We start from the raw sequence: 15,064 nt of genomic DNA, 5'->3' as shown, positions 1-15,064 counted from the left end.
TCGATTCGCAGTTGGCGAGTACGGCCGTTTTCAATTGGTAAAGGAGTTAATCGAATGACTGAATTTATCCAGCATTACGTTCAGGCAGGTCAAACTAGCCTGGCTAATTATTTACTCGACCATTTTCGTGAGGTGGGGATGACGACGGATCAGCTTTTAGTCTACCTACAATTACGGCGATACATGGATCGAGGGGAGCCGCTACCAGACGCGACGGTTATCGCCAGCCATTTAGGTTGGGATAAACAACGGGTCTATCAGCTCTTGCACGAAATGATTACCCAAAAACTAATGGTGATTACGACCGTTACGGATAGTCAGGGGCAAAAACAAGACGCCTATGATTTTCGGTTGTTGACGGAAAAGCTTAGCCAGTTAGCAGTGAAAACGACGCAACAGGTCGTTAAACAAACTGCTAGTAATGATCGTTCGGCAATCTTCAATCAGATCGAAACCGAATTTGGTCGGCCGTTATCACCATTGGAAATGGAGAGCATCACTCAGTGGTTAGATGAAGACCACTATCGCCCCGAGTTGATTCAATTAGCCCTGAAAGAAGCGGTGTTGAGTCAAGCCTATAGTTTGAAATATATGGATCGAATCTTGTTGAGTTGGGAGCGTAAAAACCTGAAAACAGCGGCGCAAGTTCAACGTGAAAAAGAACGACAAGCGCCACGCCGGACACAGTCGGCAACGACGCCAACCACGGCCATTCCCGATGTCCCAATCTTTAAGTTAACGGATGATTAGGCCGTGTTTTTCTAATCGTTAGTACAACCTATCAGTCTGGAGCTTGGCTTCAGGCTTTTTTGTTGTTAGAAGGTTTATCATTGGCTTTAAAAATATAACATGGGATACTCTTAAATATAGTTAGCCGGCTAATTATATTCAGAAAGAAGACAGCTTATGGAAAAATTTACGTTTGTCGATCGTCTTGATAATCAAAGAATTCAATTACTGAATAATATTTCGGAAAAGGATTCTGAGATAACTGAACTATTTCTTGATTTTCAATGGGGCTATCGGAATATGCAAAAGGTCTATGATGATGTCCTAGATAAGCATGGGCTTAGTGAGTCACGATTTATTATGTTAATGTTTTTAAGACAGGCACCTCATAACGAATTATTGCCATCCGTTATTTCGGAAAAACTAGGGGCCACACGAGCAACTGTTAGTAAGCTACTAAAGGCAATGACGCTTAAAGGATGGGTTGTAAAGCAGGCATCAGATACCGACAAGCGCTCTGTGTCGGTGAAACTTACAGAGAATGGGGTGAAAGTTCTACAGGAATTTTTACCGCAAAATTTCCACACGATTCATCTGTTACTTGGCGAGTTGACTCATGAGGAAATCGAACAGTTTTCACATTTACTTGCAAAGATCAAAACAGGTACTCAGAAATGTACACAGGAAATGGAGCAATAAATCATGCAGACAGAAAAAATTAGCTTACTGAAAACTTACTTGAGTTTATATATCGATCATTTTACGGTCTTAGAGAACCTAAAAAAAAGAAGATTCGCCTTATGTGATATTAGATGTTCGTAATGCGCCAGCACAAGTCAAAAAGGATCAAATTAAAGGTGCAATCGCTATGCCGGCGAAGGACCTGGCTAACCATTTGGCGGATTTAGATAAAAGCAAGATTTATGTTGTGTATGACTGGAATGGTGGCACAATCTTAGGGAAAGCGGCACTCCTCACGTTATTGTCGGCTGGTTTTGAAGGATATGAACTGGCCGGTGCAATTGAAGGTTGGAAAGGTATGAATTTACCGGTTGAAACCTTATAATAATTTAACTTATTAAGCGGTCGGCTGTTGAATCTGACTGCTTTTTTATAGGTTGAATTCAAAAGGTAATTAAAGTGGTTGGCTATGAAGAATGGATTAGTGATGCAATCCCTTATAAAAGTGAAGTGAGCGTATTAAAAAAGAATCGTTATTCTCAATCAACTGAGAATAACGATTCTTTTAATAGTTACCTAACACTATCGGATTAATTACCGGAACTAGCGTTGTCATTTTGCGTTGTATTTTTGGCTGACGATGAATCCGTCGTGGTATTGTCATCATTCCCATTACCACTAGGGGTCTGTTCAGTACTGGATGATTCCTTACTGGTACTAGATTCAGTTGTGGATGAGCTGGCCCGAGCTGAACTGGAGCTAGTCGTTACCTGGTTGTTACTGCTGTAGGCCGAAGAACTAGTCGTGTTGGTCGAACCATACTGACTCATTGACGTGGAGTCTGTTGTGGTTGCATCAGAAACGGTTCCAGGATGACCAGTTACGTAATATTCGGTGTTGTTGTTAACCGTAGTCTTCGTTACGGTACTTGGCTGGGTCCAATCGGAATTAACCTTTTTGGAAGCCAAGTAGGTCATTTCGTACTTATAGATCTCTTGGGCAATCTTAGTTTCGGTTTCACTGACGTAATGGCCCGTTTGGAACTGCTTATCGTAACCGGTCCAAACAGAAACGGCATAGTTCTTGGTGTAACCTGTGAACCAGGAGTCCATTGTAGCGCCATCTGGGACCTTATCAGCGTAATCATCTGGATAAGAGTCAGTCCCAGTTTTTCCGGCCTGATAGAGGCCAGAAATTGCCGCTGAACGGCCAGAACCATTTTCGTTGGTCATAACGTCTTTCATCATGTCAGTCAGCATAAAGGCAGTCGCTGCGGACATGGCACGTTTGCCTTGAGAAGAGTAGTTATGGGCCTTGCCATCTTGCGTGACGACTTTTGAAACCAAATATGGTTTGTAGTAAGTTCCACCATTGGCAAAGGCGGCATAGGCTGCGGCTTCTTGCTCGGTTGAAATGTACAACCCAATCCCGTTTTGCAGCGTCAAGGTCTTATCGAATGTCATACCTAAGCCCTTGAGGAAGGTCGTTGCCTTGCTAATACCGACGTTCTGCAGCGTCCGGATGGCAGGAATGTTGCGGGATTCATACAAGGCTTTGCGCATGGTAATCGTGCCTTGATACTGCCTATCCCAGTCGTATAGGTTCTTGGTTGTTCCCGGATAGGTGAAGGCCGTATCCTTAACCGGCTCATAAGTAGGATAGTTCAGGTATTCAATGGCTGGACCATAATCCATTAGTGGTTTAGCCGTTGAGGCACTCGACCGGTCTGTCTGAACGGCTCGGTTTAGCCCAAACGTAACATTCCCTGTTTTCCGGCCCCCAATCATCGCAACAACTTGGCCGTTATTCGGATTAACGATAGTTGACCCAACTTGGAACTTCTTAGAAGGGAAGCTGACATAATTTTCAGAGTTGACAATGTTGTAGAGCTTCTTTTGGGCACTCATGTCGAGGTTCGTATAAACCTTTAGGCCACCAGTTGTGGTGTTGTAGCCCTTGGACTTCAGTTCGGCATAAACTTGCTTGAGGTAGGCATCGATAACCTTAGTATTTTTCACACCAGTACTGGTTGACTTGTGCGTTTTGACCAATCCCGAAGTGATACTGGTTGCTTTAGCTTGGCTTGCTTGAGCTGAGGTAATGACTTTAGTTTCAACCATTGAGTCTAAGACTAAATCACGACGCTTTTGAGCCAAAGCAGGATAAGTCGTGGGATCGTAGCGGGTTGGTGCCTGTGGCATCCCGGCTAACAAGGCCAACTGAGCCAAGCTTAGATGTGTGAGCGTGGTCCCGTAATAGTATTGCGCGGCCGTTTGCATCCCATAGACCCCATTGCCCATGTAAACTTTGTTGATGTAATATTCCAAGATTTTTGCCTTGGAGTATTTATGATCAACCTTTAAGGCCAACCAGGCTTCTTGAGCTTTACGTTTTAACGTTCGGTCCGAAGCGGCGGTTGAGAAGACGGACAGCTTAACCAATTGCTGGGTTAATGTACTGCCACCTTGCATTCCTAATGAGGATCCGGTGAAGTTTGCAAACGCAGCCCCGACAATCCGAATGGGGTCAACCCCATTATTTTTATAGAAACGGCGATCCTCAGTGGATACGACCGCTGCGGCTAGGGTTGCAGGAATGTGCTTTGCCTTAACGTAAGTCCGGTTTTGGGCGCCCATTCGTGAAATAACGTTGCCATTGGCATCGTATATTCTTGTAGAAGCGTCACTGGACAGGGCACTCTGGGTGACCTTAGGTGCACTTTGGGCGTAAAAGAAGAACAGGCCGGCTCCGGCAAGAATGGCGAAGACGCCAATAGCGACGACGACGTACAAAATCCGGCGAAAGGTCCGCCAACCGGTATGTGGCCGTTTGGGGCCAGGGGTACGATCAGCGTTACGACTCATCCGGGTTTCCCGTGGTGAATTGTTACTAGACATGGTAATCTCCTTTACGTTTCAGCGTAGTCACTAGACTCGTTAGTTTATGAGAGTAATTGATCTACGGCCTTAAGATAGGGAACGGGCAATTGTAGCTCAGCGGGAATTTGAATCCCATCTTGCGCGATGGTTGCGTAAGGAATGGACTTCCGACCGCCTTGCTGTTGCGCGTCCCAAAAAGTAAACAGATCTTGCGCACGGTACAAGTAAATCTCCTGACGGGTGACGAACTTGATAATAGCAAAACAAATTCCCCCCTGGGTTGTACAAGCACGCATGTGGTCAATCTGATGTTGATGAAAGTTTTGAAGTGGAAACGACGTTGTATTACGGGTTTCCTTAGCATCAAAATCTAAATAATGACCCCGATAGACACCATTATAATCGGTGGTAGAAGCGGTACTAAAGTAGGCTTCTTTAATCACGGCGGCACTGCGTTTAGGGTAATCCACCTTTACAATGCGAATGGGAGTAGGCTTTTTATGAACCACAGCCACGCCATTGACTTCGTAATACGTGTTACTCTCATTGAGCTCCTCTTCTAGTGTCATACCGCGTTTACCGTAGTTGGTGTTGGTACTAGAAAACTGGGACCCGATTTTTTTGGCTGGTGCACGGTAGGCATGCCCATTGGGATACCGAATAGTCATAAACGCTTCACACTCCTTGTTTTAGCGGGCATTTGCTCACCAGATTGTGGGCCAGTTATTGACATTATACCAAGCTCACTCGGAAATAAAAACTCCTAAACGCGGCTTTACTGATGAAAAAAGCGGATTTTAAACGGATTTTAATTGCCCTTAACGTTTTTTTTCGCTACACTGATAAGGAGCCGTCAGAAAGGGGTGGCTAAATGAGTCGCTTATGGTTAACGGGCTATCGGAGCTATGAACTGGGCGTCTTTGGTAGTCAGGACCCCAAGTTGTTGGTGATTAAGGATACACTTAAAAAACTTCTAATTGGTAAGCTTGAAAATGGCATGGATTGGCTGATTACGGGCGGCCAGTTAGGGGTTGAGCAATGGGCTGCTGAGGTGGGTCTGGCGTTAAAGCCGGATTATCCAGAGCTTAAAATTGCAATGATGACCCCATTTGCTGAATTCGGGAGCAACTGGAATGAGAATAACCGGGGGACGTATGCCCAACTAGCTAGCCGGGTGGATTTCCACCAATCGGTTAGTGAGCAGCCCTATCATGGACCCCAACAGTTAAGAAACTATCAAGAATTTATGCTGACCCATACGGATGAGGCAGTCATGGTTTATGATTTAGAGGTTGAAGGGAAACCGAAGTATGATTACGAGGCAATCACGCGATTTGCTGAGCAGCATGCTTACCCCCTGACGTTGATTGATATGGATTGGTTACAAGAAAGTGCCAATGAATATCAAGAAAATTCAAATAATGGTTCCCAATTTGAATAAAAACTGGTATTATAGATATCGCCGGTTTGATTACGATAACGAGGTGTAATGATCGATGGAAAACGTTAATTTTACTCCGAAGGAAATTTTACAAAAGCAATTCCGCCAAAAAATGCGCGGCTATGACCCTGATGATGTCGATAGTTTCTTAGACAATGTCATCAAGGACTATGATGCCTTTGTGAAGGAGAATCAACGGCTTCAAGATGAAAACGAACGGTTGTTGGCAAAAGTTGACGAGTTGACTCGTCAGGTTCAAGTGGGTGCAAGTCAACCCCGCGCTGCTGCAACTAGCCCAGCTTCTTCAAATGTAACCAACATGGATATTTTGAAGCGGCTTTCCAATTTGGAACGGCACGTTTTCGGTTCACAATTAGATAATGATCCAAACGAGTCACATCGTTTGTAGAATTATAGACTGGTGTAGATCCTGAGTAATCGCGGTCGGCTTATGTCGGCTGAGGAAAGTCCATGCTCGCACAGGCTGCGATGCCTGTAGTGTTCGTGCTCGGTGAAAAAATAAGCCGGGGGACGTTAGCAATAGCGTTACGGCGGGAAAAAACGGCTAAGGCTTCGGCTATGCTTGAGTATCCCTGAAAAGTGCCACAGTGACGATACGCCTAGGGAAACCTAGGCGGTGGAACGCGGTAAACCCCTCGAGCGGGCAACCCAAACTTTTGGTAGGGGCGCTTCACATATGGAATTGAACGAAATGTGGGGGGAGAGGAAACTCTCGAGATAGATGATTACTGCCAGCTGATCGTTTGCCTGAAACGGTTGGGTGGTACAAAACATGGCTTACAGGGATTTACACCATGTCAGGTGGGTGGGAGCTTGCTCCCACCTTTTTTTATAGCGATAATTGGGATAAACACCCATTTGATTAGAAAATATAAGGAGGACGTCATGAAGACTTTTCATTTATATGCAGCGACAGCTAGTGGGATTGAGGCAATTGCTGGGCGTGAATTGCGCGAGTTAGGCTATGAGACCCAGGTTGAAAATGGCCGTGTCCGGTTTGATGGGACGATCAAGGATATTTTGCGGGCCAATTTGTGGCTCCGGACAGCCGATCGGGTGCGGATCATTGTGGCCGAGTTTGATGCGGTCACTTTTGACGAATTGTTTGAAGCCACTAAGGCAGTTGCCTGGGATGAATTGCTTCCCATGGATGCCGCTTTTCCGGTAGAGGGTCGTTCCAAGAAGTCACAACTACACAGTGTCCCTGATGCGCAAGCAATCGTTAAGAAAGCCGTTGCAACGAAACTAGCGGCCGTTTATCATCGCCGTACCCGAATGCCAGAAACGGGCGCACTGTATCCACTAGAAGTGATGATTGACAAGGATCATGTCATGTTGACGTTAGACACGACGGGGTCTAGTTTATTCAAACGGGGCTACCGTGTGGGTAAAGGAGGCGCGCCGTTGAAGGAAAACATGGCCGCAGCGTTGATCGCTTTAACCAGTTGGCATAAAGATATGCCGTTTTGGGACCCCGTTTGTGGCTCTGGGACGATCCCGATTGAGGCAGCGCTAATTGGCCGTAATTTAGCCCCAGGATTCAATCGAGATTTCACATGTGAAAAGTGGGACTGGGTACCGCAAGAACTCAGTGATGAGGTCCGGGATGAAGCGGATGCACTGGCAGACTATGACACGCCCTTACAAATTTTCGGTAGTGATATCGATGAGAAGATGGTGGCGATTGCGAAGCGAAACGCGCAAGAGGCTGGCTTGTCACAGGATGTTACTTTCAGTCAGTTGGCGGTCCAAGACTTTAAGACTGAACTGAAACACGGGGTGATTGTCGCTAACCCACCATATGGGGAACGGTTGAGTGATCAAGCCAGTGTTCGTGAACTGTACAAACAAATGGGGCAAGTCTTTAAGCCACTAACTGATTGGTCTAAATACATCTTGACGGCTGATTTGGAATTTGAACATTTCTATGGGCAGAAAGCGACCAAGACCCGGAAGCTCTATAACGGGGCTTTGCGGACGGACTACTTCCAATTCTGGGCACAACGGCAACCGCGACACAATCGGTAAGGCCAATGATTGAAGCGGACTGTATTTTTTGTCAAGAAACAGCGGTCGTGTTGGAAAATGACTTGGCTAAGGCCTTTTGGGACATTCACCCGGTTCGCAAAGGCCATTTATTAGTAGTGCCCAAACAGCACTATGCAACGTACTTTGATGTACCATCGGTCACACGGCAGGCGATGGATGCTTTGGTTTTTGCGGCTAAGGATCTACTAGATACGCGTTATGCTCCGGCGGGGTACAATATTGGGATTAATAGTGGTGCGGCGGCCGGCCAGACCGTCATGCATGCCCATATTCATGTCATTCCACGGTATACTGGAGACGTGCGCGATCCGCGTGGCGGCATTCGCAAGATGCTACCGCACGCCATTCAAAAACGTATGTCATAAAAATTAACATTCGATTTAAAAGGGACAAAATGGCGATTATATCGCTATTTTGTCCCTTTTTTGTGGTTGCTTAATGGTCCAAACAACGCGAAAGTGAAAATTTAATGATGACTTTCTTCAAAAATGGTGTTAGAATTTCTAACATCAAGGGCAGAGAGGGCGTTGATGATGAATTTAGCAAACACGGCATTTGTTTTAATCGCAAGTATCCTAGTCTTATTTATGACCCCTGGACTAGCATTTTTCTATGGTGGCTTAGTTTCTGAAAAAAACGTCGTGAATACGATGTTGTCCGTTTTTATCATGACGGGACTAGCCATTTTGTTATGGGTAGCCGTGGGATATTCACTGGCCTTTTCTGGTGATATTGGTGGCGTAGTTGGTAATTTGCATCAGGCGTTGATGACGGGCGTTAATTTAACGAGCTTGACGGTCAATCATATACCATTGGGCGCCTATGCCTTATTTCAAATGATGTTTGCGGTTATTACACCAGCGTTGTTTGTGGGAGCGGTCGTTGGCCGTATTCGGTTTAAATTCTTATTGTGGTTTCTAATCGCCTGGTCTCTTTGTGTGTACTATCCAATGGTCCACTTAGTGTGGAGTCCAGATGGCTGGTTAGCCAAATTAGGTGTCTTGGACTTTGCTGGTGGAACCGTCGTGCACATTAATGCTGGGGTGACGGCGTTGGTCTTGTCAGCATGGCTAGGACCGCGGCTAACGAAGCCTACTACGGCACGTCACTATAATTTACCGTGGGTGTTATTAGGAACAGCCATTTTATGGATTGGGTGGTACGGATTCAATGCTGGTAGTGCGTTAGCGGTTAACGGTGTGGCACTGCAAGCGGCTTTGACAAGTACGGTCGCCACGGCTACAGCCATGATCGTGTGGATGCTGCTAGACATGTGGACGACCGGAAAGCCAACCTTAGTGGGTGTCTGTACGGGGACGTTATGTGGCTTGGTCGGCATTACCCCGGCTGCTGGATACGTGACGATTTTAGGTTCGGTGGCAATTGGGGCCCTGGCAACGTTAGCCAGCTTTGGGTTTGTAACCTATCTGAAGCCCCGACTGGGGGTGGATGATGCGCTCGATGCCTTTGGTTGTCATGGCATTAGTGGTATTGTGGGTAGCCTGTTAACGGGAGTCTTTGCGACAAAAGCAGTTAATCAAACGATTGCCGCGAATGGCTTGGCTTATGGCGGTGGTTGGCATTTACTGGGTATCCAAACGTTGGCGACGATCATGACAATTGTCATTGTCGCAGTGATGGGCAGTCTTCTGATAGGTCTATTGCGGTGGTTAATGCCAATGCGGGTGGATGCGCAAGAAGAACAACTCGGACTTGACCAAGGGGAGCATGGGGAACGGGCCGATTACACGGTTGGCCTCAGTGAACGCTTAACCACAGAGTTTCAACCGGACCAAGAACGGTTTGCGGGTGAATTCAAAGGACAACTTCAACGGTTGCAGGGGCATAGTAGTAACCGGCATCATGAAAAGAATCATTAAAGTTAGTGACTTTATTAAGCTTAGTCGAGATGATTGCCGAAATCGCAAGGACCTGCTAAGCTAGAGATGTGGTTAGGGGCCACAAATTTTGCATATCTAGTTTGGGGGGAACGAAGATGACAGGAGAAAAAATTGCGGTCATTATTTTCGCAGTATTAGCAGTCGGGTTGCTAAGTCTCGTACTCATGTTCATGAAGTCGGCGCTGTGGGCGGTTGGTTTTCCAATTGCTTTTGCCGGCTTGGGATTACTTTGCTACGGGATTGAACATCACCTGGAACGCAACCGCTCAGACAATCACGATTTGAAAACAGACTAAAATAAAGGAGGCCAGTGAGCCTCCTTTTTTCGTACATTTGATGGGGTTAAGCTTGCATGATGGTACGAGAAAGTAAAACAACCAATTCATCAGTGTGTTCTTGAAAGCCTAGGTTACGGAAACTGTCGATAACGGCACTGAGTTGCCCACGGACAGTTTTTAAGCGTAGGCATACGGTATTTCTTTGGAGCTGGCGTGTTTTGTAGCGTGACTTTACAATCTATAGTCGAACTTGCTAGAATTAAGCCAGCTCGAAATGACAAAGGGGACGGTAGAATGGCAACACGAACACAGCTAGTTGAATTGGTAACAATGGTGATGGTGACAGATCCCGAGACACAACGTGTTTTGGTGGAAGACAAGGTTAATGTGCCTTGGAAAGCCGGACATAGCTTTCCGGGTGGTCATGTGGAAGTTGGCGAACCCTGTGCAACGGCCGCGATTCGCGAGGTTTTTGAAGAAACGGGTCTTCGATTATCTGGCGTGACTTTTTGCGGTACCTGCGAATGGTTTGACGATGACCGCCAGCACCGTAAGCTGGGCTTGCTGTATCGGGCCTCAAACTTTACGGGAACCCTAAAGGCTAGTGCGGAGGGTCAGTTAAGTTGGCTACCAATCACGGCCTTAACACGAGAAAACAGTGCCGCTAGTCTACCGGAATTCTTACAGGTGTTTACTGGCACGGCATCAACGCTGGTTAGTGATTCGTGGAATGGTAATTTACGAATTGACGATTAAACAGTGCTGACAATCGGTGGACTGCATAAAGATATTTTTATGGTAAGCGATTACATTTTCAAGTAAAATAGAAGTGTCAAGTAGATAGATAAAGGGAGCGATCATGATGAAATCAACTGTTCAGACGCAACGCTGGTACGGTTACTTCTTTATCGGGTTAAGTGTCGTCGCCTTAATACTAACGGGCTTAGTGACCATGCCGCTGATTGATCGGGCACTGTTGCTGACGACAGCCTTAACACTTCTGGTCTATGGTTTGACTTATCAACCGCGGATACGTCGTAGCTGGTGGCGACTCTTGCTGTGGGTAAGCGTGGGTGTAGGTGTGATTGATCTGGGATTAACCATTACGGTAGCACCAGTCTTACTGACAGCGTTTCTGAGTTTCTGCTTACCATTTGCGTTTTTAAGCGTCCTGCTGGGCTTCTTAAAACGCCGGATTCAGACGACGTAAAAGCGATATTAAAAAATGCGTTTGGGACTTAACGGTCCTGAACGCATTTTTTAGAGTTTAAGCAAAGAGGGTAACCAAAATGTCCCAAGTCATATGGGTAACGATACCTGGCCATAGTGAGTGACTGCAGGCGTATAACCAGCCGAATAGGAGACCCAGCGCAAAAACAGAGATCAGGTTGCCTATCCAACTGGTCAGGCTCATTGCTGGTACGGTTGTCAGGTAACGGGGGATGTGTAGGCTGGCGAAAGCGATAGCTTGCAAAACGTTGGCCGTCGTCAAACTGGTTTTCTTTAGTAGGACGTTTAAAAAGTAACCACGGAAAACAAATTCTTCAGTGATCCCAACCACGAGGAAATAGCGTCCCCAGTATTCAGGAATAAAACCGTGAGCAATCCGCAAGCCGTGATGTGCTAACCAAAACTGGAATAATAAATAGACCACGACTGCGCCAAAGACCAGGTAGCCAGCGGTGAAGCGCCAAGCCACTCGCCACTGCTGGGAATTAGGGACGGTCAATTGTTGAGCGGGCGTTTGATGTAAGAACCACCAAGCGGCCCCCAGCCAAACAATGAGTTTGATGAGATCTAGCAGGATCTCTTGGGACCAGCCGGCAAAATGCCGTTGGATAGGCTGGTTGAGACCAATCTGAACAATAAACCATAATAACCAAAAACTAATAAACTGCACGACTAAGCGTTTTGCGGAAACGGTGTGCGTTGCGGTCATAAATAAGCCACTCTTTTCTAAAAAGATCTTTAAACATATTGTAAAACAAAGCAACGATTGTGACTGTAAAGTTTCCGTAAGGATTGCTATTTTCAAATCAATGTTACTGGTGTTTACATTTGATGTAATCAGTGTTAACATTAAAATGTAATTCGTGGTACGGACGCGTTTGAGGGGGGGATTAAGATGGTTACACAGCCTTATCATCGGCAAAATTTAGCAGCCGCTATCCAGCAGGTTGCTCGTCAACAACTAGAGGAAGCTGGGGCCAATCAACTCTCATTGCGCCAAATTGCTCGAGTTTTAGCGGTTACCCCCGCGGCTGTTTATCGGCATTTTCCAGATAAAGCCAGTCTATTAGCTAACTTGAAAACGACTATCCAAGCAGAAGTCACTGCGACTCTGCGGATGGGGGTCTTGGACTCGGCCGATGCACCAACGATGCTTCGGCAAATGGTGACGAACTTATTAACCTATCAACACGATCATCCATATGGAATCCAATTTGTTTTGACCGGAGATTTATCGGTACCGCAGAGTTTAACCACCGTTGTGACTTTGTATGTGGCGCAGCAACAACTAACGCTTGAGCCACAGTCGGCTGCATTGGCCGTGTGGACCTATCTCGTGGGTGTTTTGGTCCTATTACCAACCATCCCCGTTGATGAAAAACAGGTAACTAACCAATTAATCAGCCTATTGGGTGGATAGGCGGTTGAAAGATTGACGGAGGGCAGATGAAATACTTTACTTTCAAAAAGTAAGTGATAAACTGAAATAGTGCATTAAACTTAAACATAATTTGCCCATTACCGGGTATTCTAAAAAGCGAGGTTTTTTACCATGGAAACAAACTTTATCGATTTAGCCAAGAAACGGCGGAGCATTTACGCACTGGGTCGCAATGTGAAGCTATCAACTGATGAATTGACGGATTTAATCAAAACCAATATGAAGCAAGCACCAACGCCGTTTAATAATCAAACGACACGGGCGGTGATTTTATTCGGCGACTCACACGAAAAGTTGTGGGACATCGTGATTAATCGTTTGAAACAAGAAGTTCCCGATGAAGCAGCTTTTGCGAGAACAGCAGCGAAGATTAATAACTTCAAGGCAGCCTTTGGGACAATCCTGTTTTATACGGAGACGAAGACGGTTAAAGAATTCGAGGATAACTTCCCACTATATGCGGATAACTTCCAAGATTGGTCTGAACAAGCTCAAGGCAACGCCCAGTACTCTGTTTGGACTTCTTTAGCCGAAAATGGCTTAGGGGCTAATCTCCAACATTACAATCCACTAATTGATGATGAAGTCCGGGCTGCCTTTAACATTCCTGCTAGCTGGCGGTTACGGGCTGAAATGGACTTTGGTTCGATTGAAGCACCAGCCGGTGATAAGGAATACATGGCTGACGATGATCGTTTCTTAGTTTTCAAATAACTTTAAGCAAAAAGCAAAAGGACTCCGAATCACGCCGATTGGCGGGTACGGGGTCCTTTTTGTTTGGGACAATGTCCAGTAAGCAACTTTACCAGGTAAGTTATGCTAAAATGAAAACGGTAAAGCTCTTTCTTAAATGAGGAGGTTCATGCGAACATGGAAAAACAAATTGCTATTATTGGTGGCGGGATCGTCGGTGCGACCGCTGCTTATTATTTAAGCACCTTACCGGGGGGTCAACAGGTTAAAGTGACCTTGTTTGATGATGGTCTAGGACAGGCCACGACGGCTGCGGCCGGTATTATTTCACCTTGGCTATCTAAACGGCGTAATCAACAGTGGTATCAGCTAGCAAAGGCGGGGGCAGATTTATATCCCCAACTGATCCATGATGCCCAATTAGGGACGGATGTTTATCAACAAACTGGGACCATTGTTACGAGAGAAATTCCCACGGATTTAGAGCTGCTATTTGACTTGGCCCAAGAGCGACGGCAAACGGCGGTCACGATGGGGTCAGTCACAACGTTGACGGCTGCTGAAGTTCAGGCCAAGATTCCCTTACTGGCCAATGCCCAACCGGGAGTCTTTATTAGTGGTGGTGCTCGGGTAGATGGTGCGGCCTTAGTTGCCGGTCTATTGGCACAGGCAACCGCTAAGAATCTGACCATTCGGCGAGAACGGGTTCACCTAACGGCCCAGGGTCAAGTGGTCACATCATTGGGTGCTCGGCAATTTGATCGGGTAATCGTTGCGGCAGGAGCTTGGGCCAAGGAACTGTTGGCGCCGTTAGGTATTACGGCTGATGTGCGACCACAAAAAGGCCAGTTAATTGAATTGGCCGTTAAGGATTATCCTATCCAAGAAAACATGCCAGTATTGATGCCGGAAGGTGAACGGGATTTTGTTCCGTTTGGTCATGGTAAATTAATTGTTGGCGCGACGCATGAAGATGACGGCAAGTTTAATTTACAAGTGGACCCAACGGTCACCGCGGATCTATTTGCGAGTGCCCAACGACTAATGCCGTCATTGACGACGGCTAATATCACGGGGACCCGGGTTGGTACACGGGCTTACACCAGTGATTTTGCCCCCTTCTTCGGACCAGTCCCCGATCATGAAGCTATTTTGGTGGCTTCAGGCCTCGGCTCATCTGGCTTGACGACCGGACCACAAGTGGGTCGGTTGTTGGCAGGATCGGCGTTATATGGTGGAACTCCGGATTGGAGCGAGTACGAGAAGCCGTTAGCCACTTATTTGAAGCCCTCCGCAGAATGAAGCGCCTGATTAGCCAGTGTATGGGCACCTTGATTTTGTTTTTCCGGCACCCATTGGGTCAGCACCAACTGAAAGGGTGCTTGGGCTTGTAATAAGGCATCAACTAGGGATTGGTAGTGTTTGGCATAGTGCTTTGCCAAGCTGTCACTGACCAGTTGACTGTCTGTGTAGAATAAGACGGTGACTTGCGCTGGATCAGTAACCACGGCTAATAGACGTTCGAAGCCGATACGAGCGGTTTCAAATTCCGCTTGGTGATTAGTGGTGGCTTGCAAGGGCGTTTTGACCTGCGTTTGCTGATGATCATGGATAATGAGAATGCCACCAGCACTCAGTCCCGTTTGGGGTTGGGTGGCGGCATCTGTATATAAGGTGTACAAGAAGAATCACTCCTATAATTGAACGAGGTGTATAACCCA

17 protein-coding genes, 1 other RNA gene and 1 pseudogene are annotated in these 15,064 nt (G+C 46.4%); 15 read left to right on the top strand and 4 right to left on the bottom strand.

Translation table 11 applies throughout. From position 1 onward, the window contains the following. Positions 1-54 precede the first annotated feature (54 nt). The 3 genes and pseudogenes from ACP4IT_RS00335 to ACP4IT_RS00325 all read left to right on the top strand — a co-directional run bounded on the left by ACP4IT_RS00335 (position 55) and on the right by ACP4IT_RS00325 (position 1,795). Positions 55-750 carry a DnaD domain-containing protein gene (locus tag ACP4IT_RS00335; RefSeq protein WP_011667782.1) on the top strand — a complete coding sequence of 232 codons (696 nt, stop codon included), beginning with the start codon at positions 55-57 and terminating at the stop codon, positions 748-750. Between the two features lie 156 nt (positions 751-906). Beyond that, positions 907-1,428, top strand: a complete 522-nt coding sequence (locus ACP4IT_RS00330; RefSeq protein WP_047021299.1) for a MarR family winged helix-turn-helix transcriptional regulator — start codon at positions 907-909, stop codon at positions 1,426-1,428. Positions 1,429-1,431: 3 nt separating this feature from the next. Beyond that, positions 1,432-1,795, top strand: a pseudogene (locus ACP4IT_RS00325) (rhodanese-like domain-containing protein). A 205-nt stretch (positions 1,796-2,000) separates the two neighbouring features. On the opposite strand, the gene ACP4IT_RS00320 reads toward ACP4IT_RS00325, so the two are convergent. Both ACP4IT_RS00320 and recU read right to left on the bottom strand, forming a co-directional pair. Further along, on the bottom strand, positions 2,001-4,307 hold the full coding sequence (locus ACP4IT_RS00320) for a transglycosylase domain-containing protein (RefSeq protein ID WP_011667779.1): 2,307 nt from the start codon (positions 4,305-4,307) through the stop codon (positions 2,001-2,003). Between the two features lie 44 nt (positions 4,308-4,351). Beyond that, a complete protein-coding gene (recU, locus tag ACP4IT_RS00315) occupies positions 4,352-4,957 on the bottom strand; it encodes a Holliday junction resolvase RecU (protein ID WP_011667778.1) in 606 nt (201 codons plus the stop codon). A 203-nt stretch (positions 4,958-5,160) separates the two neighbouring features. Between recU and ACP4IT_RS00310 the strand changes: the two genes are divergently transcribed. From ACP4IT_RS00310 to ACP4IT_RS00270, 9 genes are all read left to right on the top strand, one after another. After that, positions 5,161-5,730, top strand: a complete 570-nt coding sequence (locus tag ACP4IT_RS00310; protein ID WP_011667777.1) for a DUF1273 domain-containing protein — start codon at positions 5,161-5,163, stop codon at positions 5,728-5,730. A gap of 55 nt (positions 5,731-5,785) precedes the next feature. Next, positions 5,786-6,139, top strand: a complete 354-nt coding sequence (gpsB, locus tag ACP4IT_RS00305; protein WP_011667776.1) for a cell division regulator GpsB — start codon at positions 5,786-5,788, stop codon at positions 6,137-6,139. Positions 6,140-6,156: 17 nt separating this feature from the next. Beyond that, positions 6,157-6,536, top strand: an RNA gene (gene rnpB, locus ACP4IT_RS00300) — RNase P RNA component class B. 100 nt (positions 6,537-6,636) lie between these two features. Next, positions 6,637-7,779 (top strand): THUMP domain-containing class I SAM-dependent RNA methyltransferase, encoded by a 1,143-nt coding sequence (locus tag ACP4IT_RS00295; RefSeq protein ID WP_011667775.1) that lies wholly within the window; start codon positions 6,637-6,639, stop codon positions 7,777-7,779. 5 nt (positions 7,780-7,784) lie between these two features. Continuing rightward, on the top strand, positions 7,785-8,165 hold the full coding sequence (locus tag ACP4IT_RS00290) for an HIT family protein (RefSeq protein ID WP_011667774.1): 381 nt from the start codon (positions 7,785-7,787) through the stop codon (positions 8,163-8,165). Between the two features lie 168 nt (positions 8,166-8,333). Next, positions 8,334-9,680, top strand: a complete 1,347-nt coding sequence (locus tag ACP4IT_RS00285; RefSeq protein ID WP_011667773.1) for an ammonium transporter — start codon at positions 8,334-8,336, stop codon at positions 9,678-9,680. A gap of 116 nt (positions 9,681-9,796) precedes the next feature. Next, positions 9,797-9,997 (top strand): hypothetical protein, encoded by a 201-nt coding sequence (locus ACP4IT_RS00280; RefSeq protein WP_011667772.1) that lies wholly within the window; start codon positions 9,797-9,799, stop codon positions 9,995-9,997. A gap of 276 nt (positions 9,998-10,273) precedes the next feature. After that, on the top strand, positions 10,274-10,735 hold the full coding sequence (locus ACP4IT_RS00275; RefSeq protein ID WP_156646579.1) for an 8-oxo-dGTP diphosphatase: 462 nt from the start codon (positions 10,274-10,276) through the stop codon (positions 10,733-10,735). A gap of 106 nt (positions 10,736-10,841) precedes the next feature. After that, on the top strand, positions 10,842-11,189 hold the full coding sequence (locus ACP4IT_RS00270; RefSeq protein ID WP_011667770.1) for a hypothetical protein: 348 nt from the start codon (positions 10,842-10,844) through the stop codon (positions 11,187-11,189). Positions 11,190-11,246: 57 nt separating this feature from the next. On the opposite strand, the gene ACP4IT_RS00265 is transcribed toward ACP4IT_RS00270, so the two are convergent. Then, the gene (locus ACP4IT_RS00265) at positions 11,247-11,918 is read right to left on the bottom strand and encodes a CPBP family intramembrane glutamic endopeptidase (RefSeq protein ID WP_011667769.1); all 672 of its coding nucleotides are present in this window, start codon (positions 11,916-11,918) and stop codon (positions 11,247-11,249) included. Positions 11,919-12,104: 186 nt separating this feature from the next. On the opposite strand from ACP4IT_RS00265, the gene ACP4IT_RS00260 reads away from it, so the two are divergent. From ACP4IT_RS00260 to ACP4IT_RS00250, 3 genes are all read left to right on the top strand, one after another. Further along, a complete protein-coding gene (locus ACP4IT_RS00260) occupies positions 12,105-12,629 on the top strand; it encodes a TetR/AcrR family transcriptional regulator (RefSeq protein ID WP_024855018.1) in 525 nt (174 codons plus the stop codon). 132 nt (positions 12,630-12,761) lie between these two features. After that, positions 12,762-13,364 carry a nitroreductase family protein gene (locus ACP4IT_RS00255; RefSeq protein ID WP_011667767.1) on the top strand — a complete coding sequence of 201 codons (603 nt, stop codon included), beginning with the start codon at positions 12,762-12,764 and terminating at the stop codon, positions 13,362-13,364. Positions 13,365-13,520: 156 nt separating this feature from the next. Next, positions 13,521-14,645: an NAD(P)/FAD-dependent oxidoreductase gene (locus tag ACP4IT_RS00250; protein WP_011667766.1), complete on the top strand. Its 1,125-nt coding sequence runs from the start codon at positions 13,521-13,523 to the stop codon at positions 14,643-14,645. Here the strand turns inward: ACP4IT_RS00250 and ACP4IT_RS00245 are convergent. Further along, positions 14,621-15,025, bottom strand: coding sequence for a ribonuclease HI family protein (locus tag ACP4IT_RS00245; RefSeq protein ID WP_011667765.1), 405 nt, complete (start codon positions 15,023-15,025; stop codon positions 14,621-14,623). The two genes, ACP4IT_RS00250 and ACP4IT_RS00245, sit on opposite strands and share 25 nt — an antisense overlap. Positions 15,026-15,064 lie beyond the last annotated feature (39 nt).

The sequence above is a fragment of the Levilactobacillus sp. LN180102 genome (genome assembly GCF_050106635.1).
GTDB classification, from domain to species: domain Bacteria; phylum Bacillota; class Bacilli; order Lactobacillales; family Lactobacillaceae; genus Levilactobacillus; species Levilactobacillus brevis.
This window is presented reverse-complemented; position numbering and strand designations above follow the sequence as displayed.